This is a genomic window from Alcaligenes sp. SDU_A2 (genome assembly GCF_038237375.1).
Lineage (GTDB): Bacteria > Pseudomonadota > Gammaproteobacteria > Burkholderiales > Burkholderiaceae_B > Alcaligenes.
The window spans coordinates 3608154-3630325 of the sequence record NZ_CP151273.1; the positions used below are offsets into that span (position 1 = coordinate 3608154).

At 63.3% G+C, this 22172-nt stretch carries 18 protein-coding genes; 16 read left to right on the plus strand and 2 right to left on the minus strand.

Features of this window, described 5'->3' with window-relative positions:
• Position 1 precedes the first annotated feature (1 nt).
• The 16 genes from AADW57_RS16540 to dhbA all read left to right on the plus strand — a co-directional run bounded on the left by AADW57_RS16540 (position 2) and on the right by dhbA (position 18747).
• Positions 2 to 817 (plus strand): ABC transporter permease, encoded by an 816-nt coding sequence (locus AADW57_RS16540; protein ID WP_341667979.1) that lies wholly within the window; start codon positions 2 to 4, stop codon positions 815 to 817.
• Between the two features lie 111 nt (positions 818 to 928).
• Positions 929 to 1402 (plus strand): MarR family winged helix-turn-helix transcriptional regulator, encoded by a 474-nt coding sequence (locus AADW57_RS16545; protein ID WP_341667980.1) that lies wholly within the window; start codon positions 929 to 931, stop codon positions 1400 to 1402.
• A 689-nt stretch (positions 1403 to 2091) separates the two neighbouring features.
• Entirely contained in the window at positions 2092 to 3294 is a 1203-nt protein-coding gene (locus AADW57_RS16550; protein WP_341667981.1) for an ABC transporter substrate-binding protein, read from the plus strand.
• 8 nt (positions 3295 to 3302) lie between these two features.
• The gene (locus AADW57_RS16555; protein ID WP_341667982.1) at positions 3303 to 4172 is read left to right on the plus strand and encodes a branched-chain amino acid ABC transporter permease; all 870 of its coding nucleotides are present in this window, start codon (positions 3303 to 3305) and stop codon (positions 4170 to 4172) included.
• Positions 4173 to 5111: a branched-chain amino acid ABC transporter permease gene (locus AADW57_RS16560; RefSeq protein ID WP_341667983.1), complete on the plus strand. Its 939-nt coding sequence runs from the start codon at positions 4173 to 4175 to the stop codon at positions 5109 to 5111.
• Complete coding sequence (locus AADW57_RS16565) at positions 5108 to 5866, plus strand: ABC transporter ATP-binding protein (RefSeq protein WP_341667984.1); 759 nt, start codon at positions 5108 to 5110, stop codon at positions 5864 to 5866. The genes AADW57_RS16560 and AADW57_RS16565 overlap by 4 nt, the downstream gene beginning before the upstream one ends.
• Positions 5863 to 6579 carry an ABC transporter ATP-binding protein gene (locus tag AADW57_RS16570; protein ID WP_341667985.1) on the plus strand — a complete coding sequence of 239 codons (717 nt, stop codon included), beginning with the start codon at positions 5863 to 5865 and terminating at the stop codon, positions 6577 to 6579. The genes AADW57_RS16565 and AADW57_RS16570 overlap by 4 nt, the downstream gene beginning before the upstream one ends.
• Positions 6580 to 6586: 7 nt before the next feature.
• Positions 6587 to 7276, plus strand: a complete 690-nt coding sequence (locus AADW57_RS16575; RefSeq protein ID WP_341667986.1) for a 4'-phosphopantetheinyl transferase family protein — start codon at positions 6587 to 6589, stop codon at positions 7274 to 7276.
• A gap of 163 nt (positions 7277 to 7439) precedes the next feature.
• On the plus strand, positions 7440 to 9080 hold the full coding sequence (locus tag AADW57_RS16580) for a (2,3-dihydroxybenzoyl)adenylate synthase (RefSeq protein WP_341667987.1): 1641 nt from the start codon (positions 7440 to 7442) through the stop codon (positions 9078 to 9080).
• Between the two features lie 2 nt (positions 9081 to 9082).
• Entirely contained in the window at positions 9083 to 9328 is a 246-nt protein-coding gene (locus AADW57_RS16585) for a phosphopantetheine-binding protein (RefSeq protein WP_341667988.1), read from the plus strand.
• A 24-nt stretch (positions 9329 to 9352) separates the two neighbouring features.
• Complete coding sequence (locus AADW57_RS16590) at positions 9353 to 13276, plus strand: amino acid adenylation domain-containing protein (RefSeq protein ID WP_341667989.1); 3924 nt, start codon at positions 9353 to 9355, stop codon at positions 13274 to 13276.
• Positions 13277 to 13279: 3 nt separating this feature from the next.
• The gene (entS, locus tag AADW57_RS16595) at positions 13280 to 14530 is read left to right on the plus strand and encodes an enterobactin transporter EntS (protein WP_341667990.1); all 1251 of its coding nucleotides are present in this window, start codon (positions 13280 to 13282) and stop codon (positions 14528 to 14530) included.
• 94 nt (positions 14531 to 14624) lie between these two features.
• On the plus strand, positions 14625 to 16025 hold the full coding sequence (locus tag AADW57_RS16600; protein WP_341667991.1) for a glutaminyl-peptide cyclotransferase: 1401 nt from the start codon (positions 14625 to 14627) through the stop codon (positions 16023 to 16025).
• Positions 16026 to 16084: 59 nt separating this feature from the next.
• Positions 16085 to 17290, plus strand: a complete 1206-nt coding sequence (locus tag AADW57_RS16605; protein WP_341667992.1) for an isochorismate synthase — start codon at positions 16085 to 16087, stop codon at positions 17288 to 17290.
• A gap of 13 nt (positions 17291 to 17303) precedes the next feature.
• Positions 17304 to 17942, plus strand: a complete 639-nt coding sequence (locus tag AADW57_RS16610; RefSeq protein ID WP_341667993.1) for an isochorismatase family protein — start codon at positions 17304 to 17306, stop codon at positions 17940 to 17942.
• Positions 17943 to 17958: 16 nt separating this feature from the next.
• Positions 17959 to 18747 (plus strand): 2,3-dihydro-2,3-dihydroxybenzoate dehydrogenase, encoded by a 789-nt coding sequence (dhbA, locus tag AADW57_RS16615; protein ID WP_341667994.1) that lies wholly within the window; start codon positions 17959 to 17961, stop codon positions 18745 to 18747.
• Positions 18748 to 18750: 3 nt separating this feature from the next.
• Here dhbA and AADW57_RS16620 read toward each other — a convergent pair whose 3' ends face one another.
• Both AADW57_RS16620 and AADW57_RS16625 read right to left on the minus strand, forming a co-directional pair.
• A complete protein-coding gene (locus AADW57_RS16620) occupies positions 18751 to 20334 on the minus strand; it encodes an alpha/beta hydrolase-fold protein (RefSeq protein ID WP_341667995.1) in 1584 nt (527 codons plus the stop codon).
• Between the two features lie 159 nt (positions 20335 to 20493).
• Positions 20494 to 22038, minus strand: coding sequence for a methyl-accepting chemotaxis protein (locus AADW57_RS16625; RefSeq protein ID WP_341667996.1), 1545 nt, complete (start codon positions 22036 to 22038; stop codon positions 20494 to 20496).
• Positions 22039 to 22172 lie beyond the last annotated feature (134 nt).

Genomic DNA, 22172 nt, shown 5'->3' on the forward strand with positions numbered 1-22172 from the left:
CATGACTAGCAAAACCTTACCTTGCACCCGTCTGGAACCACGCCCCGCAGCCGCTTCCATGCCCACGCGGCGCTGGAATCTGTCTGGCCTGTCGCTGTGCATCAGCCCGGCGCTACTGCTGATCGTCTGGGAGCTGGCGACGCGCCTGGGCTGGGTCAGCCCGCAATTACTCCCCGCGCCCTCGGCCATCGTGCTGCGCCTGCTGGAGCTGGCCACCGAAGCGGACTTCTGGCGCAATCTGGGCCTCACCGTCTATCGCCTGCTTTGCGGCCTGTTGATCGCGTCAGTGCTGGGCGTGGTGCTGGCCCTGGCCGCGCAGCTATCGCGCTGGAGCGCGCTGCTGCTCGATGCGCTGATCCGACTGCTGGCCCCCATTCCCAAGATCGCGCTGTATCCGGCACTGATCCTGATTTTGGGTTTCGAGAGCGCATCCAAGATTTCCCTGGTGGTGTCGGATGCAATCTTCCCTGTGCTGATGGCCAGTTGGGTAGCCGCTCAGACCGTGGACCGCAAGCTGATCTGGTCTGCACGCGCCGCTGGCACCTCGCGCGCCGCCTGTCTGTGGAAAGTCGTGCTACCCGCCATCTGCCCGACGGTATTGGCCGGCGTGCGCGTGGCCGGGGTCATTGCCTGCGTAGTGGTATTTCTGGCCGAAATGATCGCCTCCACCGACGGCCTGGGCCATATGCTGACGGCCGCCGCTCGCAGCTACCGCATCACCGACATGTTTGTGCCACTGGTCTGGATCTGCCTGCTGGGCTTTGCATTGAATCTGACGATTGCCGCCTTGCAGCGCAAGGTGGATCATACAGGCTGACACAGCCACTCGCCCGGCTGCGACCACAGACGTAGCCGGGACTTTGCAGGCCCGCTCCGCCAGCACCGGGGAGCAGGCCTGCTTTTTTACCATTGCGTGGAATTTGAACTCATGACGACCCCTTCCCTGGCTGGCGCTCCCACCGACGCCTATACCGGGCACGATACGTTTATCCCTTATCTGCTGAACCGCACGACCTCGGCGCTGAATGCCGACTTCCAGATTCTGCTGCGCAGCCACGACCTGACCTTGCTGCACTGGCGCGTGCTGGCTTTTCTGAACGAGACCGACGGCCTGGGCGTCAGCACCCTGGCCCAGTACACCGACGTAGACCAGACCACGCTGTCGCGCGCCCTGGTGGTCATGGAAAATGCCGGCTACATTTCCCGCCGACCCTGTAAACAGGATCAGCGCATGGTACTGGTCCACATCCAACAGCAAGGGCGGGAACATTTCCTGCACGTGCTGCCGGCCGCGCTGGACATACACCGACGCGCCATCCAGGGCTTTTCGCCCCAGGAACTAACACAGTTACGCCAGTTCCTGAGCCGCATCCGCGCCAACATCAACGGGGAAACGACCTGATCGGGGCCTCAAACCATCATCCCTTCATCGGGCCGATGGCCGAGCCAGTCGTTATAAAGCCGTTCAGGACGGGGACTGACCCGTCCTGAACGGCTCGCAACAGCCACCTGCTCGACCGATTGACATGTGCCAGCAAGGAATGGCTTGCCGCACTGGATACCTTGGCGATTGCGGGACAGCACCATTTAAACCAAGTGAAGCGATGCTGTTTTCTTGAGATGGGCCTGGGCGGGCCGGCGGGCGAGTCAGGGACTTCGCCTTGTCAGGACGTTGAAGCGGGGTGCAAGGGGCGTGCTGTTCGAGGAGCACGCTTGCGGTTCGTCCGGGGGACGAGCCGCGCTCCGAGTTCACGCACCGCCCGCGCCAGCGTCCCGACAAGGGCACCCGTGCGCAGCACGGGCGAAGTACCCAGCCAAGCCGGCCCGCCCAGGCCCATCTCAAGAAAACTGGACGTTCTCCATGCCTGCCCCAAAAAACCCTTTCAAGACACAAAACTCTTAAGCATCACGCTTTTATCTGAAGGCACATCCGCCCCGACAAAATCCGCTACTCAACTCCGATGCCATACCTAGGCTTTATTTACATGGCAAAAGCTCCTAAAATGATAATGATTAACATTTAGTCGAGCATCCGCACACTCTGAAGCGGTAATCAGAAACGCGGTCGCCTGTCTTGCGGAATAAAAATTCGTGACCTCCTCCTCGCTTAGTGCTGGCCGTCGCCAGCTCTTGTTGGCTGCAGCAGCCAGCCCCCTGCTGTTTGGCGTGCCGCGCCTGCTGCGCGCCCAGGATGCCCCCCTGAAGATAGCTTTGCTGACCTCCCTGTCTGGCCCGTTTGCCGCGCTGGGCGAGAGCATGCGCGCCGGCCTGGAGCTGATGCTGCAACAGTGCAACTACGAAATGGGCGGGCGCAAAGTGCAGTTACTGGTCGAGGACGACCACGGCAAGCCCGACGAAGCCATACGCAAAGTGCGCAAACTGATCGCACGGGACCAGATCGACATTCTGGGCGGTGTCATCAGCGCCAATATCGCCTTGGCAATCCGGGACATCGTGCACGATGCGCAACTGCCGACCTTTATTTCCAACGCCGCCGCCAACGCACTGGCGCGTGAAGCAGCCAGCCCCTATGTGTTCCGGCCCACCAAGACCAGTTGGATGCTGGGCCACACCGGCGGGCTCTGGACTTACGAACACATCGAAAAATCCGGCGGCCTCACCCTGGCTTCGGACTACACCGCGGGCCGCGAATACATCGAAGACTTCGCCCACACCTACCAGGAACAGGGTGGCGCACTGGGCGAACGCATCTGGACGCCGCTGGGCACGCCGGATTTTGCGCCCATCATCATGAATCTGGCGGCCCGCAACCCCAAATTCGTCTACACCTTTCTGGCCGGTTCGGACGCCGTGCGTTTTCACCAGCAAATGCAGGATTATCAACTGCACGGCAAAATCCAGATCATCGGCCCCGGCGCGCTTTACGACCAGGAAGATGTCGTCACTGCCGTAGGCCAAGCCGCCCTGGGCGGGGTCAGCACATTTCACCAATCGCCCGGCGCAGCGGGTGCGCAGGACTTTGTGGCTGCCTACCAGGCCGCCCGTGGTCGCCTGCCCGGCGAGGCCAGCACCTCGGGCTATGTCACCGGCCAGGTCATCAAGGCCGGCCTGGATGCCGTCAAGGGGGAGCTATCCAACAAGCTTGCCTTTAAACAGGCTCTGCTGGACCAACCCATAGACACCGCCTTCGGGCCGCTGCAATTCGATCCGCGCAACAATCAATCCATCCTGGACATCTATGTGAACGAAGTGCGCCAGGATGCGCAGGGCCGCCCCTTCAATACGGTCGTACACACCTACTCCCGCATCCAGGACCCCGGCCCGCGCAGCTGAGCATCGCCTTGTCTTACTTTCTGCTTCAAGTTCTTAACGCCCTGTCCTTCTCGGCTCTGCTGATGTTGGCAGGGCTGGGGCTGTCCCTGGTGCTCAGCATGATGAACTTCATCAACCTGACCCACGGTTCATTTTTCCTGCTGGGCGGCTATATCGGCGTGCAGTGGCTGGCCTCGGGAGCCCCCTGGTGGCTGGCCTTTCCAGCGGCCTTCGTGCTGTGCGCCCTGACCGGCTGGCTGTTGAACCAGTTTCCGTTTCGCCAGTTTTACCAGCGCCCCCACCTGATGCAGGTGCTGCTGACCTACGGCCTGTCCGTCATCTTTGCCGATCTGATGCGCTGGGGCTTTAGCGCCGACACCCTCTCGCCTGTGCTCCCCCAGGCGCTGCGCGGCGGCGTATGGATTCTGGGCCTGCCTTTTCCGACCTACCGCCTGTTCCTGATCGTGGCCGGACTGGCCCTGGCCCTGCTGTTCTGGCTGCTGCTGGACCGCACGCTATGGGGCGCGGCCATACGCGCCTGCGTGCAGGATGCCCAGATCGTCGAAACCCTGGGCCTGGATTCACGCCGTCTGTTTGCCATCGGCATGGCCTTGTCCACCGGGCTGGCCGGACTGGGCGGGGCGCTGGGTGCCGGCATGCTGTCTGTCTACCCCGGCCTGGACGAAGAAATTTTGCTGCTGGCTCTGCTGGTCGTGGTGGTAGGCGGCCTCAACTCCGTGCGCGGCACCCTGTTGTGCGCCCTGATCCTGGGCTTTGTCAGCACCTTCGCCCGCATGTGGGTGCCATCTTTTGCCAATGCCGCCACGCTGGCGGCCATGCTGGGCATGCTGCTCATCTGGCCGCGTGGCCTGGGTGGCCCTGTCGCGCGCCAAGTCTGAATGAATTCCCGACCCTCTTTTCCGCTGCCGTCCTGGCTCTGGCCCGTCCTGGCCTGTCTTGCGCTACTCAGCAGCGCCGCCTGGGGCGACCCTTTTCTGTGGCGTTTCGCCACCGAAACCTTGCTGATCGGCTGCGCCGTGCTCAGCATCAATCTGCTGATCGGCTACGGCGGTCTGGTCACGCTGGGCCACGGTGCCGTTTTTGGCTTTGCAGGCTATGCTGCCGCCATTGCCAGTCAATGGCTGGGTGCAGGCCTGCCTGTGGTGCTGTTGATCGGCGTTCTGGCCGGGCTGCTGCTCTCGGCCTTGATGGCGCTGGTCAGCATGCGCACCTCGGAGCTGTTTTTTCTGGTCGCTACCCTGGTTGCCGGACAGATGGTCTGGGAAATCGCCTTTCGCTGGCGCGCCGTAACTGGCGGAGCGGACGGCCTGCGCGGCTTTCCGCGCCTGAGCCTGGGCGATCTGCCTTTAAGCGCCCCCTACACCCTGATGGTTCTGGCCTTGATCCTGGCCTTGTCGTGCTGGCTGCTGTTGCGCTCCTTCAGTCGCGCCCCGATTGGACTGGCACTTGTGGGCCTGCGCGACCAGCCGCTGCGCATGGCCGCCCTGGGCTATCAGGCCTGGCGCATCCGCCTGGCCGCTTTTCTGGCCGCCGGAGCCGCCACCGGCGCGGCCGGCAGCCTCTATCCCTTCGTCAACCAATACGTCAGCCCCCAGCAAGTTCACTGGAGTTTCTCGGCCACGCTCATCATCATGGGCGTAATCGGCGGCATACGCACCTGGCGCGGGGCCTTCATCGGCGCGACGGTCTACCTATTCGCGCAGACCTACCTCAGTTCATATACCGACCGCTGGCAATTGCTGGTGGGCCTGATTTTCGTGGCTACGGTGCTTTTCATGCCCAACGGCCTGGCCGAACGCCGCCGGAAGCTCTCATGAACGCTTTATTAAGCCTGCATAGTGTCTGCCTGCGCGTGGGCGGGCTGGATATCCTGAACGAGGTCAGCCTGGAGCTGCACGCCGGCGAGACACTGGGCCTGATCGGTCCGAACGGCGCGGGCAAGACCACCTTGTTCAATATCATCAACGGTATGGCGCACGCAACGAGCGGACAGGTGCTGTTCGATGGCGTGGACCTACGGACACGCAGCCCCATTGAACGCGCGCAGCAAGGTCTGGTGCGCAGTTTCCAGACCAGCCGCATTTTTCCCGAACTAAATCTGTTGCAGAACCTGGCCCTGGCCATTCGTACCCGCCAGGGCGGAGCCTACCGCTGGTGGGGTGGCAACGCCGCGCGCCGCAACAGCGATGCCGCCGCCCACACCTTGCTGGAACACAGCACCCTGGCTGGCCGCGGCCATACCCTGGCCCGCAACCTGTCCTACGGCGAACAACGCATTCTGGACCTGCTGATCGCCCTGGCCCAACAACCACGCGTGCTGTTGCTGGACGAGCCGACCGCCGGCCTGTCCGAATCCGAGGCGCAGGCAGTCATGGCGTTGGTGCATGCCATGCGCGGCCAATGCGCCGTGCTGCTGATCAGCCACGATATCGATATCGTATTCCGGGAGTGCGACCGCATCGCCGTGTTGTCCTCGGGCGTCTTGCTGACAGCCGGCACACCCCACGATGTGCGCCGCGACCCCGGTGCACGCCAGGCTTACCTGGGCGAACTGGCCCTGGAGACAGCATGAATCCGGACCTGAGCCTGACGGCCATGTCGGCCCGCTACGACAATGCCGACGTTCTGCAAGACATCTCGCTGGACATCCCAGCCGGCCAATCCGTGGCCCTGTTGGGGCGCAACGGTGCCGGCAAAACCAGCCTGCTACACAGCCTGTTCAATATGGGGCCGCAATGGCGCGGCCAGATCCGCATCAAAGGACAGGAAGTTGCAAACTGGCCCACGCACCGTATTGCCCGGCTGGGCATGGCGTTGGTGCCGCAAGGCCGGGGACGCTTCCCGACGCTAACGGTTGCCGAAAGCCTGCGTCTGTCCGGCCTGGCGCGCCGCATGCGCGCAGACGATGCCTGGACGCTGGAGCGCATCTACACCACCATGCCGCGCCTGTTCGAGCGCCGCCAATCGTCTTGCGCGGCTCTGAGCGGCGGCGAACGGCAGTTGCTGGCGCTGGCCCGCGCCCTGCTGACCCAATCGTCCATCCTGCTTCTGGACGAGCCCAGCGAAGGGCTGGCCCCCATGACCATCGAGGACACCCTGCTGCCACAATTGCAGCAGCTGCGCCGCGAAGGCATTACCGTACTGCTGGCCGAACAGAATCTAAGCCTGGCCCTGCGGTTGGCCGACCGCGCTCTGCTGTTAGGACATGGGCAACTGGTCTACGACGGCTGCGCCGAACAACTGCGCCAGAACAGTGACCTGTTGCACCGCCACCTGGGCATCTAAGCGCACCATGTCGCCGCGCCTGTTCATGCTGCCGGTACCGCTGCCGTCCAGTCTGCTGCCCTGGATGCAAGCCCAGGTGCCCGACAGCACCCTGGCCCGCATCGCCCGGCTGCGTCGTACCGCCGACCAGCACCTGAGCCTGCTGGCCCATGCCGCCCTGCGCCACCTGCTGGCACCACTGCTGGGCTGCGCCGCCCGCGACATCCCCATGCGCAGCCTGCCGCACGGCAAGCCTGTTCTGGACATGGCCCGGCCCGAACTGCACTTTAGCCTGTCGCACAGCGGTCAGCGCGTGCTGCTGGGCATAGCGGGCCAGCCGTTGGGCGTGGACATCGAAGCCACCCATGTGCCCGTAGACGCCGCCCTGCCCGCACTGTGCAGCCTGCCCGCCGAACTGCACTGGCTACATAGCGACCTAGACTTCTATGCCCTATGGTGCGCCAAGGAAGCCGCCCTGAAACAAGCGGGGACCGGCTTGAGCATAGGCCCAAAGGAGTTGATGTTGGACAGACACCCAAACCTGGGGTGCTCCGTACAATCGCCCCACTCGGTGTTAAACGGCCTGCATGTGTGCAGCCGCACGCCTGAACCAGGGTACGCGGCCGCACTTTGCCTGCAGCAGACTTTGCCAGTCTGGTGTATCGAGCGCCTGGAACCGGAACAACTGCCCGACAGTCGGTTAGGTTCCAACGCTTAATGAGTACGGCACCTGATTGCATAGTGGCCGTTACGCCGACGACCGCACACAAGCCGGATGAAATCGGCCGCTGCAAACACCTTTTGCCCGCCTTCCCGCCAAGCCGAGGACAAGGCCGGAGTTCTTCACAAGTCTTTCTTTTTATGTAATAGTTCTCATTATAATGATGACATCTATTCCTGTTGAACAAGTCTGGCCCGATAACTTTGCCCAACGCTATCGCGAGGCCGGCCACTGGCAAGGCGAAACCTTCGGTGCCTTGTTGCGCACGCGTGCCCAACGCCACCCCGAACGCGAAGCCATTATCGGCGGCCAACAACGCTGGACGTATGGGGCGCTGGATCACTATGCCAGCCAGATTGCGGCCGGGTTGCTGCAGGCGGGATTGCGCAAAGGCGACCGGGTTCTGGTGCATCTGCCCAATATCCCCGAATTCGTCAGCGTGGTGTTCGGCCTTTTTCGCGCCGGCCTGCTGCCGGTTTACGCCCTTCCCGCACACCGCATCACCGAAATAGCGCATTTTGCCAACAGCGCACCGGTGCGCGCCTACATCGGCGTGGATCAGCATGCAGGCTTCGATTATTTGCCGCTGGTGCGCGAACTGCGCGACCGCTGCCCACAAGTAGAACAGGTCTACATCGTGGGCCAGGCACAGGAATTTACGTCGCTGGCACAGTTGCAAGCCAGTGCGTCCGATGCTGATGTGCCGGTGTCGGCTGCCCAACCTTCGGATGTCGCCTTTTTGCAGATTTCGGGCGGCAGCACGGGGCTATCCAAACTCATTGCGCGCACGCACGACGACTATATTTACACCTTGCGCGAAAGCGCCCGGATCGCCGGCCTGAACGAATCCAGCGTGTTCCTGGGCGCGCTACCGATTGCGCACAATTTCCCCATGAGCTCGCCCGGCTTCCTGGGCGCGCTGTATGCGGGCGGCAAGGTAGTACTGAGCCCCGCGCCCAGTCCCGACGCCTGCTTCGGACTGATCGAACGCGAAGGCGTTACCGATACCAGTCTGGTGCCGCCACTGCTGCTGTTGTGGCTGGATGCGGCGGGCAAAAGCGCGGCTCGCCTGGACAGCTTGAAGGTCATACAGGTGGGCGGTGCCAAACTGAACGCCGAGGTCGCCAAGCGCGTTCGCCCCACCTTGGGCGTCACCTTGCAGCAGGTGTTCGGCATGGCCGAAGGGCTGGTCAACTACACACGCCTGGACGACCCAGAAGACACTATCATTCATACACAGGGCCGTCCCATCAGCCCGGACGACGAAATCCTGATCGTGGACGACCGCGGCCAGCCCGTAGCGCCCGGCCAGACCGGCTACCTGCTGACGCGCGGCCCCTACACGATCCGTGCTTACCACAACAACCCGGCAGCCAATGCGCGCTCTTTTACCGAGGACGGCTTTTACCGTACGGGCGATATGGTTCGCATGACGCCCGAAGGCTATCTGGTGGTGCAGGGGCGCGCCGGCGACCACATCAACCGCGCCGGCGAAAAGATCTCTGCCGAAGAAATCGAAGATCACCTGCTGGCTCACCCGAACGTATTCGACGCCGCTGTGGTGTCGGTGCCCGACGAGTTCCTGGGCGAACGCAGTTGTGCCTTCATCATTCCCAAACACGAAAAGCCGCGCGCGGTCGAACTGAAAAAATGGATACGCAGCCGCGGTCTGGCCGACTTCAAAGTGCCTGACCAGATCGTTTTCGTGGACAAGTTCATGGAAACCGCCGCCCTGAAGATCAGCCGCAAAGAGCTGCGCGCCGCACTGCGCCAGCAACTGGAAAACACAGTACAAGAATGACCATGAACCACTCGATTACCCTGGAGCGCATGCGACAGGACATTGCAGCCATGCTGCACGAAGATCCCCAAGACGTGCTGGACGACGACAACTTGATGGACCTGGGCCTGGACTCGATGCGCGTCATGACGTTGGCCACCCGTTGGCGCCAGGCCGGCGCACCCATCGAATTCTCGGAGATGGCCTCGGTCGTCACCCTGGGCCAATGGTGGGCGCTGATCGAACGCGCCCAGCAGAACGCCCGCTGATTCATCCGTTGCACACATCCCGCGATGCCTGTCCCGATTGCCGATCTCCCTCTGCGCCCGCTGACTGAAGCCCAGGAAGGACTGTGGTACGCCCAGCGCCTGGACCCGCTCAACCCCGTATTCAATACCGGCCACTGCACGCAGATCCGCTCACCGCTGGACCTGGCCCTGTTTACCCATGCCGTCAACACCACGCTGGCCGAGGCCGACGCCCTGGCGCTGCGCATGGTGGACACGCCCGATGGGCCACGCCAGTATCTCTGCGCGGCATCGCGCATCACACTGGAAATACAGGACCTGTCGGACACACAGGGTGCCGGCGAACAGGCCCAGCGTATGGTGCAGGCCGACTTGCACACCCCGCTGGACCCCACGCAAGCACCTCTGGCCCGCCACATATTGTTTATCCTCGGTCCGGATCACTACTTGTGGTATCAACGCATACACCACCTGGCGGCCGACGGTTACGGCATGGCCCTGATCGAAGCCCGCGTGGTCAAGCTATATCAGGCCCTGCTGCAGCAAAGCACCGATCGGGGCGAGGCGCTGCTGCCCTTTGCGCAATGGCAGCAGGACGATCTGGCCTACAGGCAATCCGAACGCCGCGCCAAGGACCGTCAGTTCTGGCAAGATGCGCTGGCCAGCGCCGAACCGGCCCAGAGCCTAGCCGAATCCCAGGCCCTCAGCGATCATCGCTTCTTAATAGCGCGCGCGCCCGTCGCCCCCGTGCTGACAGAAAAGCTGCAAGCACTGTCGCAACGTATAGACATCAGTTGGCCCGACGTCCTGACTGCACTGACGGCCGCCTATGTGCGCCGCCATACACGCCAGGACGACTGTATCGTGGGGGTGCCCTGGATGGGCCGCTTGGGCAATGTCAGCGCGCGCGTCGTGGCCACCGTCATGAATGTGACGCCGCTGCGCCTGCAGATCGACGAGTCCCAGCCGCTGGACCGGTTTTTGATCGACACCGCCAAGGCCTTGCGCCAGACTCGCCGCCACGGCCGCTACCGCAGCGAACAACTGCGCCGCGACCTGGGCCTGCTGGGTGGCATGCGCCGCCTGCATGGCCCCATCATCAATGTGCTGCCCTTTGATGCGCCCTACGCGCAGGCCGGCCTGAACGCCAGCCAGACCGTACTGTGCGCCGGCCCGGTCGAAGACTTGAACTTCACCTTTCGCGCCCAGCCGGACGCCGGCGGCATGCGCCTGGAAGTCGAGGCCAATCCACGCCTGTACAGCCAGGAGCAGATCCAGGCCCACCTGCAACGCCTGGAACAGTTCCTGATTCGCGCCTTGCAGGCCGACACGCTTTGCGCCGTGCCCACCCTGACCGAGGCCGAGCACCGCCACTGGATAGAAACCGTCAACCAGACCGCTCATCCCGTACCCGAAACCACGCTCTGGGCGCTGATCGAAACACAGCTGCGCAGTCGGCCCGAACAGCCCGGCCTGGAGTTCGAGGGCCAGACCCTCAGCTACGCCCAGATCGACCGACAAACCGCCAATCTGGCCGCCCAACTGCGTCAGGCAGGCGTGCAAACCGGGGATATCGTAGCCGTGGCCCTGCCGCGTTCGCTGGATCTGGTGCTGTCGCTGCTGGCCATACACCGGGCCGGTGCCGGCTATCTGCCCCTGGACCCACAACAGCCGCAGGAGCGTCTGAACGCCATCTTGCAGGCCGCCCAACCGCGTCTGCTGCTGGCCCAGGCGGGCTGCACCTTGCAAGCCCCGGTTCTGGTGCCTCGCCCGCAAGACCCGACCGCGACAGCGGCCTGGACGCCTGCCGGTCCGCACGACCCGGCCTACATCATCTACACCTCGGGTTCGACCGGCGCGCCCAAAGGGGTGTTGATCAACCACGATGCTATCGTCAACCGCTTGCTGTGGATGCAAGCGCACTACCGCATCGGTCCAGACGACCGCATTCTGCAAAAAACCCCGGCAACCTTCGACGTGTCGGTCTGGGAGTTCTTTTTGCCCTTCATCAGCGGTGCTACGCTGGTGGTCGCGCCGCCGGACGCGCACAAAGACCCCGCGCGCATCGCCCGCCTCGTACGCGAATCAGCCATCAGCGTGCTGCACTTCGTGCCTTCCATGCTGGCTTCCTTCCTGGACGAACCGGCCGCCCGCGGGCTCACGCCACGGCTGGTGTTCTGCAGCGGCGAAGAACTGCCGGCCACCACCCGCGACCGCTTTCACGCGACCTTGCAGGCCGAACTACACAATCTGTACGGCCCCACCGAAGCCGCCGTGGACGTCTCCTGGTGGCCCGCATCGCGCCAGGACCGCTCACAGCCCGTACCCATCGGCTTTCCGGTCTGGAATACCGCGCTGTACATCCTGGACGAACAATTACGCCCCGTGCCGCCCGGCGTGGCCGGTCACCTGTATCTGGCCGGACGCCAACTGGCGCAAGGTTACTGGGGCCGCCCCGATCTGACCGCCGAGCGCTTTGTGCGCGACCCCTATGCCTTGCACGGCGCGCGCATGTACGCTACCGGCGACGTAGCCCGCTGGCGCGAGGACGGTGCCGTGGTCTTTCTGGGCCGTTCGGATCACCAGATCAAACTGCGCGGCCAACGCATAGAACTAGGCGAAATCGAAGCCGTGCTGGCCCGCCACCCGGATGTGGCCCACGCGGCAGTCATTGCCCGCGAGGACACGCCCGGCCAGATGCGCATCGTGGCTTACTGGGTGCCCCAAGAGGGCAGCGCCGGCGATCAGACCGCCCTATCCACATACGTCGGCGAACACCTGCCCTCGTACATGGTGCCTGCTGCCTGGGTCGCGCTGCCGACGCTGCCCGTCACGGCCAACGGCAAACTGGACCGCAAAGCCTTGCCCGCTCCTACACGGGATCTGCGGCCTGCCGGCAGAACATTGACCGGAGCGGCCGAGCAGCAGATCGCCGCCGCCTTCGGGCAGGTGCTGGAGCGCAGCGGACCTTTCTATGCAGACGACGACTTCTTCGCCTTGGGCGGACATTCGCTGTTGGCCGCCCGTCTGGCCCTGATCCTGCGTGAACAGCGCGGTCAGGACTTGTCCCTGGGCACGATCTTTGAATTTCCGACCATCGCCCGCCTGGCACGCCATCTGGAACAGGCCGGCACCGTCGCCGGCGACGGCTTCGGCCCGCTGATCACCCTGCGCCCCGCGCAGCACGAGCAGCCCGCCTTGTTCGTGGTGCATCCGGCCGGCGGTCTTTCCTGGTGCTACGGCGCGCTGGCACGCCGCCTGCCGCCGGGACGCGCCATCCACGGCCTGCAAGCCACCGTGCTGTCGACTCCGGACATGGAACTGGACAGCCGCCTGGACGAGATGGCTCGCGCCTATGTGGACCGACTGGAACAAGCCCAGCCGCACGGCCCGTATCACCTGGCGGGCTGGTCAGTAGGTGGCATCATCGCCCAGGCCATGGCCGTGGAACTGCGCCGCCGCGACCGCGATGTGGGCATGCTGGCTCTGCTGGACGCCTACCCCAGCGACGCCTGGCGCGACCAGCCCGAACCCGAACCCAACGCCATCTACAAAGCCTTGCTGCACATTGCCGGACACGACCCGGACAGCCTGCCCGATGTCGCGCTGACCCGCGAAGGCGTCATCGGTTTTCTGCAGCGCAGTGGTCACCCGCTGGCAGCGCTGCCCGACGCGCGCCTGGACCGGGTATTCCAAGTTGTGGAAAACAATAACCGGCTGGTGCGCCATCACCGCCATCAAACCTACGACGGCCCGGTACTGTACTTTCGCGCCGCCCTGGACCATGCTGGCACGAACCTGCACCCGAACCTGTGGCAACCCTATGTCGCGCAGTTGCGCAGCCACGACCTTGCCGCCCTGCACGCTCATCTGACCGGTCCCGATGCCGTGGCCGTCATGGCCCCGCTGATGGAATCGGCCATGAGCCAGGCCGAACAGGCCGTGCTCCAAACCGCACTCGATGTCTGATCTATGTCTTTAAGCCGCCTGCTCCTGGATATTTCCCCTTTGCGCGAGAGCCGGGCCTTTCGCTACGCCTATTTCGCGCGTGCCGCGACGGTGCTGGTTACCGGCATGCTGATGGTGGCGGCCAGCATCCAGCTTTACGAACTGACCGAATCCAGCGTTGCCGTCGCCTTTTTGACTGTCTCCATGGCCACGCCCATGGTCCTGGCACTGATTGTCGGCGGCGTGCTGTCGGATCGCATGGACCGGCGCAGCCTGATGGTCTGGTCGCGCAGCGTGTATATCGTCAGCGTGGTGCTGTTTCTGCTTAACACGCTGCTGCCCCACCCCAGCGTCTGGCTGATCTACCTGGCTGCCGCCATAGGCGGAGCGGCGGGCGGCATCAGCGTGCCGGCCATGATGGCTGCCACACCCGCGCTGGTGGGCCGCGACAAGCTGGCCGCCGCCGCCGCCCTATCGGGACTGGCCATGCAATTAGGCGGCATCATAGGCCCGGCGCTGGCCGGACTGCTGATCTCCGGCCCCGGGCTGATCTTTTGCTATGTGATCGTGCTGTGCGGCGTCATCATCACCCCTTTGCTGCTGCGCGCCTTGCCCAGCCTGCCGCCTCAGAATAACCATCGCCCAGCGCAGAAAATGCTGCAATCGCTGCAAGATGGCCTGCAGTTCGTGGCCGGCAACCCGCTGCTGCGCGCCTTGCTGCTGATTGATCTGGCCGCCTTGATCCTGGCTACCCCGCTGGCCCTGATGCCCGAATGGGGCGACACCATACTGGGCATGGGGGCGCAAGCCACCGGCTACCTGTACGCCGCCCCCGCCGTGGGGGCCACGTTGGCGGCCCTGTCCAGCGGCTGGTGCCGCCAACTAGCCCGGCCGGGCGCAGCCATCGTCGCGGCCGTCGTGGTATGGGGGCTGGCCGTGGCCGCCCTTGCCCTGCATGCCTCCTTGATCTGGGCCCTGGCCTGCCTGGCCATCATGGGCGCAGCCGACACCATCTCCAAAATCCTGCGCATGACGCTGGTCCAGAAGCACACGCCCGATTACCTGCTGGGTCGGGTCTCCAGCCTATGGATGACCCAATATTCGCTAGGTCAGGCCCTCGGTAATGTACAGATGGGCTATCTGTCGCGCCTGCTGCATCCGGCACTGGCCGTAGCCGTAGGGGGGCTGGCCTGCGCCGCCGTGGCAACAGGCTTCGGAATCCTGAACCGGGGCCTGCGGTCGGCGGTCTCGCGCAACGAGACGCCGCATGCCTGATGTCACGCTGATTTTTCGCTGTTTCCTGCTTTATGCCTGTAGCCAGGCGTCTCGCTCCACAACGAGACGTCATCCGAAATTTTCACTAGGATAAATGATGCAAATCAATGTCAATTGCATTCGTACCACCCCTGCCAGTCTGCTACGCAAAGCCGGCCTGAGCGCCGCCATCCTGTCGCTGTCGCTGGCCAATGCATTTGCCGCGCCTTCGTTCGATCAGCCCGACCCCAATTTCGGTGGCCGTATCAATGCATCCGGCGTCATCTACGCCGGTTCTGAAGCCGAGCTGTCCGGCCGTGGCTTTACGCCCGGCCAAGAAGTCACCCTGCTGCAAAACGGCAACCCCCTGACTGCCCAAGCCCTGGTGGCCGACAAAGACGGACAAATCAACACCAAAGTCGCCATTCCCGCCCAGGCTGCCATCGGCCTGCACCCGGTGGTCGTGCAAGTCAGCAAACCGTCTGCCGCCACCGTATTCGAGCTGAAAGTATCCCCCAAGGTCGCCCTGAGCGGTCAGGATCAGTTCGAGCTCCAGTCCCAAAAACTGGTGCCCGGTCTGTACCAAAGCGCCTACAGCCCCAAGAACAAAACGCTGTTCGTCACCTCCGCCGTGGGCCGCCCGCCGGTCAAAGAATCCCAACTGCTCAAGGTCAATCCCCAGACTCTGGCCATCGAAGCCCGCGTAACGCCCGCCGCCCAGAAAAGCCGTAACGACGGCCAGGTTCAGGCCGTCTACGGCGTGGGGGTGGACGATGCCCAGGGCAATGTGTGGGTCACCAATACCCGCAGCGACACCATTGCTGTCTACAGCCAGAAAGACCTGAAGCTGGTGAAACAGTTTGAAGACGGTGCCGCCAGCCATGCACGCGATGTCGTCATCGACGAAAAAGCCCAGCGTGCCTACGTGTCCTCGCCCGGTTCCGAGCAACTGTCGGTATTCGACACCAAAAAACTGACGGCACTGGAACCCATCAAGCTCAAAACCAATACCCGCGACTACCTAAGCCCCATGAGTCTGGCTCTGGACGCTGAGCAGGGCCGCCTGTACACCGTCAGCGCCAGCACCAACGAGCTGCTCATCATCGATCTGAAAAACGGCAATGCGCAAACAATCTATGCCCTGCCGGGCGCGCGCAACGCATCGGGCGTCGCCGTGGACAGCAAGAACGAGCGGGTATACGTGGCCTCGCAAAGCAGCGACAACCTGCTGATCGTCAACGCCAAGGACGGCAAAGTGCTGCACCAAGTTCAGATTGGTGCCGGCGCGCTGAACGTAACGTATGACCCCAAGACCGAACTGGCCTACGTGGCCGCGCGCGGCGCAGGTACCGTCACCGCCGTCAACGGCAAGGGTGAAATCGTCGCCAACCTGGACGGCGGCAGCTTCCCCAACCACATTTCGCTGGATGGTCAGGGCAATGCCTATCTGGTGAACAAGGCCAAGGGCAAGGACGACCCGAGCGCCGACCGCATCACCCGCATCAGCCTGAAGTAAAACCCCGACGGCCCCTGCGGGGGCCAACCGCCCTGCCCTTTGATCCGCAAGGAGCGCCCATGACCACCGGCACCCAGAACGACGTCCGCGCCGCCACCATCGAACAATGGCTGCAGCACTACGAAGCGGGCAGCACTGTGTTCGCCTCGCCCACCGTGAGCCTGCTGGCGCAGGGCTCGGCACTGGAGCTGCGCGCCGATAACGCCCAAGGGCAACTGCAGACGCATGCACAGCGCCTGCTCGAACAGGCCAGACAAAATGGCATGGAGGCACCCTTGCTGCTGGGCGTCATTCCGTTTAACCCGGCCCGCCCGGCCTACCTGCGCGTGCCGGTCAGCTACCGCCGCGACCCGGTCCTGCGCCGTCCGGTCCAGCGTCCGCCTCTGGCCCGCTCTGCCAATACGGTGCTTGCGCAGAGCCTGCTGCCCGATGGTCCAGGCTACGAAGACAGCGTCGCCCGCATTCTGACAACCATGCGCGAGCGCAACATCCACAAAACCGTCATGGCGCGCACCGTGTCCATCACGCTGAATCAGCCTCTGGACCGTCTGACGGTATTGCGCAATATGTTGCACAGCAACCCTGCCGGCTATACCTACGCCATGCCGCTGCCGGAAGGCAGCGTACACGATCCGTCGACCTTCTTCGGAGCCAGCCCCGAGCTGCTGGTACGCCGCCAGGGCGAATGGGTCACGGTCAACCCGCTGGCCGGCACTGCGCCGCGCCATGCCGACCCGCGTCTGGATCAGGCCAGCGCAGAAGCACTCATGGCATCGGCCAAAGACCGACGCGAGCACGCCTATGTGATCGACGATGTGGTCCGCATCCTGTCGCATTTTTGCGAAGAACTGGACGTGCCGCCCGGCCCCAGCCTGACCAGCACAGCGAATCTGTGGCACCTGTCCACCCGCGTACGCGCGCGCCTGCGCAACCCCGACATCAGTTCACTGGAGCTGGCCCTGGCCATGCACCCCACCCCGGCCGTATGCGGCCAGCCGACCGCCGCCGCCATGCAGGCCATCGAGGCCACCGAATGCTTTGATCGCGGCTACTTTGCCGGTGCCATAGGCTGGAGCGATAGCCGGGGCAACGGCGAATGGGCCGTGGCCATACGCTGCGCCCACTATGCACAACAACGCCTGACCCTGTCCGCAGGGGCAGGCATCGTAGAAGGTTCGCGTCCCGAACTCGAACGCCAGGAAACCGGCAACAAACTGCTGACCCTGATTCACTCCCTGGGGCTGGCCCAGGACATCACGCTTTGACGGAGACTTGGCCATGACCATCCATGCCCTGCCCAGCTACGACCTGCCCGACACCCCCGTAAACAACAAGGTGAACTGGCGTCCCCAGGCCGCGCGCGCCGCCTTGCTGATCCACGACATGCAGGCCTATTTCCTGCGCAAGTACGATATGGCGCAGGCCCCCATCCCCCAACTGATCGAACGCATCGCCGCGCTGCGCGCCGTGTGCAAGAAACTGGGCATTCCGGTGTTCTATACCGCCCAGCCTGTCGAACAATCCGCTCGGGACCGTGCGCTGCTGAACGACTTCTGGGGCCCGGGGCTGACCGATCCAAGCATGCACGAACAACAAGCCGTTATCCCCGAACTGGCCCCCGGCCAGGACGACCTCATGCTGACCAAATGGCGCTACAGCGCGTTTCAACGCTCGGATCTGCGCCAGCAACTGGCCGACCTGGGCCGCGATCAGCTCATCATTACCGGCGTCTACGCGCATATCGGCTGCATGAGCACTGCGCTGGAAGCCTTCATGCAGGACATACAGCCCTTTCTGGCCATAGACGGGGTGGCCGATTTTTCGCTGCAGGAACACCAGATGGCCGTGCGCCATGTTGCGCAGCGTTGCGGCGTCAGCCTGACCTGCGCCCAGATCCAGGACAGCCTGCAGGCCTGAAAAAGAAGACATAGCCATGAACCAGACCAAATTGGAATTTTCCGGCGAATGCATTGCCGTTACCGGCGCAGCCAGTGGCATAGGGGCCGCCGTCACCCGCCAACTGCTGGCGCAGGGCGCACGCGTCATCGCCCTGGACCTGGATGCCGAAGGTCTGACGCGCCTGGGCGACGCCGACTCGCAAGAGCGCCTGTCCTGTCACCTTGTGGACGTCAGCAATGCGCAGGCCGTCAACCTGGCGCTGGACCAAGGCCAGGCCAAGCTGGGTGCCATCCAGCGCCTGGCCTGTGTAGCCGGCATGCTGCAAATGGGCCGCATTGCCGAATTAAGCAACGAGCAATGGGACCGTGTCTTTGCAGTCAATACCACCGGAGTATTCAATGTGTGCCGCCATGTCGCCCAAGGAATGATGGAGCGCCGCCAAGGGGCGATTGTCACGGTCAGCTCGAATTCTGCCGCCACGCCGCGCATCGCCATGGGTGCGTACGCCGCCTCCAAAGCGGCCGTTACCCAGCTTAGCCGCTGCCTGGGACTGGAGCTGGCCGAATACGGCATACGGGTGAACATCGTCTCGCCCGGCTCTACGGACACGGCCATGCAACAAGCCATGTGGAAACAAGGCAGTTCGCGCGAAACCGTCATCGCCGGCTCGGGTGAACACTACCGCCTGGGCATTCCGCTGCAAAAAATCGCCACTCCCGACGAAGTGGCTCAAGCCGTGCTGTTCTTGCTGTCGGACCGCGCCAGCCACATCACCCTGTCCGATCTGCGGGTAGACGGCGGCGCAACCCTGGATCAAGGCTAACGGTTACAGACGATCGGCCTGGCCGCTCGACACTGCCTGGTCCGATGCCACAGGACCAAGCAGATGCACCAGACCCACCGCCAAGGCATCGCGCCAGGCCACGTAATCGTGGCCGGTGGCTGCTTCGTCATAACGGACCGTATAGCCGCGGGCGCGCAACACATCGTACAAATGCCGGTTGGCCTGTACCAGACTGACACCTTGGCCGGAGCCAGAAGTCTCGAAAATGCCCGCCGTCATATAAATATTCACCGCCGCCGCCGGCGCATCGGCCAGGTGTCGGGTCAGCCACTGGCCGTGTTCGCCCGTCGGGCCCCACCAGAACGAACCTGACAGGCTCAACACATTGCCAAAATGGTGCGGCAGACGCCAGCCCGCATGCAAGGCCGCCAAACCGCCGTAGCTGGAACCGGCGATAACGGTATTGGCGGCGTCGGCGACAAGGCCCTGCGCAGCCAGCCAAGGCATCAATTCAGACTGCAAGAAACGCGTATAGGCTGGATTAGGCGGCAATTCGCGCGAGCGGCTCGCCGCGCCCGGGTTGTCGATCAACACCACCCGTAAAGGGGGAATCCGTCCTTCCCGGACCAAGGTATCGATCAAGGCCGGGGCATTGGCCTGCTCACGGTATTCGCGACCATCCAACAAGACCAACAGATGACGCGCCTGCTCGGCTCCCGGCGGCTGATAAATATGAATGTCGCGCTCATTACCCAGCGCCTGACTGCGCAGTCGCCCTTGCCGCCACGTTCCCTGCGGCTGGTCGGTGGAGCTGACCTGCGCCAGCGGCACCGGAGCCTGAGACAAGCGCAGCACCGATCCGCCTTGAAATAGGTCCCGGCTGTTCTCGGGCAGCAGTTGCGGGTTATACGGGTCGCGCTGCAAAGCCGCGCGCAAGGCGGCTCGCCGGTCCGCCGGCGCTACATGCGGCACATCGGCCGCTATCCGATAGCTGAAGCGCGCATCGCGCGGCAAATCGTACGTGATGTACCAGATATCCGAATCGCCCAGGCGCTGCATGCGGTCGTCATACGAAGCCGGGCCGCCGTGGATGCGCACATTGTCCTGCGCGCCCTTCCACACGAAGGTCACGCGGTCGTGGGTTGCGCTGTAGCGTTCCACCAAGGGCGACCCCACCCGCGACACATACTCCCAAAATCCGGCTGACGACTCCCCGGCCCGCAGGCGCATGGCCCATTGCCGGATCACATCGCCCTGCAAAGGTTCGGCCTGCTCGGGTGCGGCAGGCGCATTAATTGCGGTCAACTGCCACTGATAGCTGCCCTGGCCCGCGACCCGCAACCGATAGTCCCCGGCCGATCGAGCTATAAATCCGAATGGTGCGGCCTCGTCCGTATCCTGGGACAGCCGGCGAATATGCCGGCCGTCCGGCCCCAACAGCTCCAGAACGGCCTGCCCGCTGTGTTGCCAGCGACCCTGCACAAAATCGTCCTGTTGCAAGCTCAGTATGCGTTCGTGGTGCTCCTGTGGATGAATCTGCCCCTGGGCCGAAGGCAGCGCCGCCGCCCAGGCCATCCCCGTCATCGATACTGCCCACCCCACCACCACCGCACGCATACGCCACATACAAGCTCCCGGGCAGGGCGGATCGACACACTGCTACGTAACACGACCTGCAAGGCCGGGACAACAGGCAATGGCAACACACCCTGGGTAAAACAATGAACCAGCAGCCAGTATACGATCAAACATAATGAGAACCACTATCAATTAAGCCTTGCCGGCTCACGCCAAACGGAAGGTCTGGATCAAGCGGTTCAACTCCTGCACCTGCTCTTGCAACTCACCGGACGTACCGGCCACCTGATCGACCATATCCGCATTTTGCTGCGTGGCCGAATCCAGTTGGCTGACGGCCACATTGATCTGCTCGATGCCTATGGTCTGTTCGCGCGTGGATGCGGCGATTTCGTGAACAATGGTCATGACCTGCGAGCTGCCCGTCACCATTTCCTCGATCACCTGGCCCACCTGCTCCATCAGCTCCACGCCTTCGCGCGTGCTGGTGGACGAGGCCTCGACCAACAGAGCGATTTCGCGCGCCGACGACGTCGTGCGCTGCGCCAAAGCGCGCACTTCGCCCGCCACGACCGCAAAACCCCGCCCTTGTTCGCCGGCACGCGCCGCTTCGACCGCTGCATTCAAAGCCAGAATATTGGTCTGGAAGGCGATGGAATCGATCACATTGGTAATGTCGGCCACTTTTTGGCTGGTATCGCGGATCGCCCCCATGCGATCCACCAGTTCGCCAACCATCTGCCCCCCGTGCTGGGCCGTCTGCTGCACCTTGGTAGACACCTCCTGCGCCCGCTGCGCATTGTCTTCGCTCATGCGCACGGTGCCCGTCATTTCTTCCATGGCCGACGCCGTCTCCTGCAAGGCCGCAGCCTGCTGGGTCGTGCGGCTGGATAGCTCCAGATTGCCGGTGGTTAACTGCACGGCATCGTCAGCAATCACTTCGCTGCTGTGTTGAATAGTGCGCAATGCCTCTGCAAGACGGGTACGCATTTGTTCAATCGACGCCATGACGCTGCCGGGCACAATATGCCGCACATCGTGCGACACGCGCAGATCGCCATCGGCAATCGCATGCGAGGCATCGCGCAGCAACACAGGCTCGGCCCCCAGCTCCTGGTAAATCTGACGCGCCAAAATGCCAGCCACCACGCTCAACACAATGACAAGCAAGGCCAATACCCCGACTGACAGCAACAGATTGTCGGTAAATTCAGACTGGATATCGTCGATATACACGCCGGAGGTCAGCACCCAGTCCCATTCGGGCATGCCCACGCCATAGGCCAGCTTGGCCGCGACCGTCTGGTCGCTTAACTTGGGCCAGACATACTCCAGAAAACCCGAGCCGCCATTGGTTCCGATACGCGCCAGCTCCTTGAAGGACTTGACGCCATTGACATCGGCCAGATCACTCATGTCTTTGCCTTCCAGGTCAGGACGGGTCGGATTCATGATGGACACGCCCTGGGTGGTCAGAACGGAAATATAGCCCTCCGTGCCAAAGCGGATGCTGGCGACACGCTGCAAAGCCTGACGCTGAGCGGCCTCTTTGCTCAACACACCTTCGCGCTCCAGTTTTTCGTAGTCGCCGGTAATCTGCCGCGCAATCGTCACAATCTGCTGCAAGCTATCCTTGCGCTCCTGCAATTGCGCCTGGTAGAGCTGGTAATTATCGAACGCAAAGACCGACAGCAACGCCAGCAGGCTCAAGGCCAGCGGCAACCACAACTTCTGTTTCAAGCTCAAACGCATCACACACCCCATCGCCGCGCGAAAAAAGCCAAGCCCCGGGCTGCATCGTTCCCCGCATGCACCGTTGCGCCCCGCCAGGACTTAGCAGCCGGCCGCACAGGAAAATGCGAAAGATCAACCGCCCTATGCACACA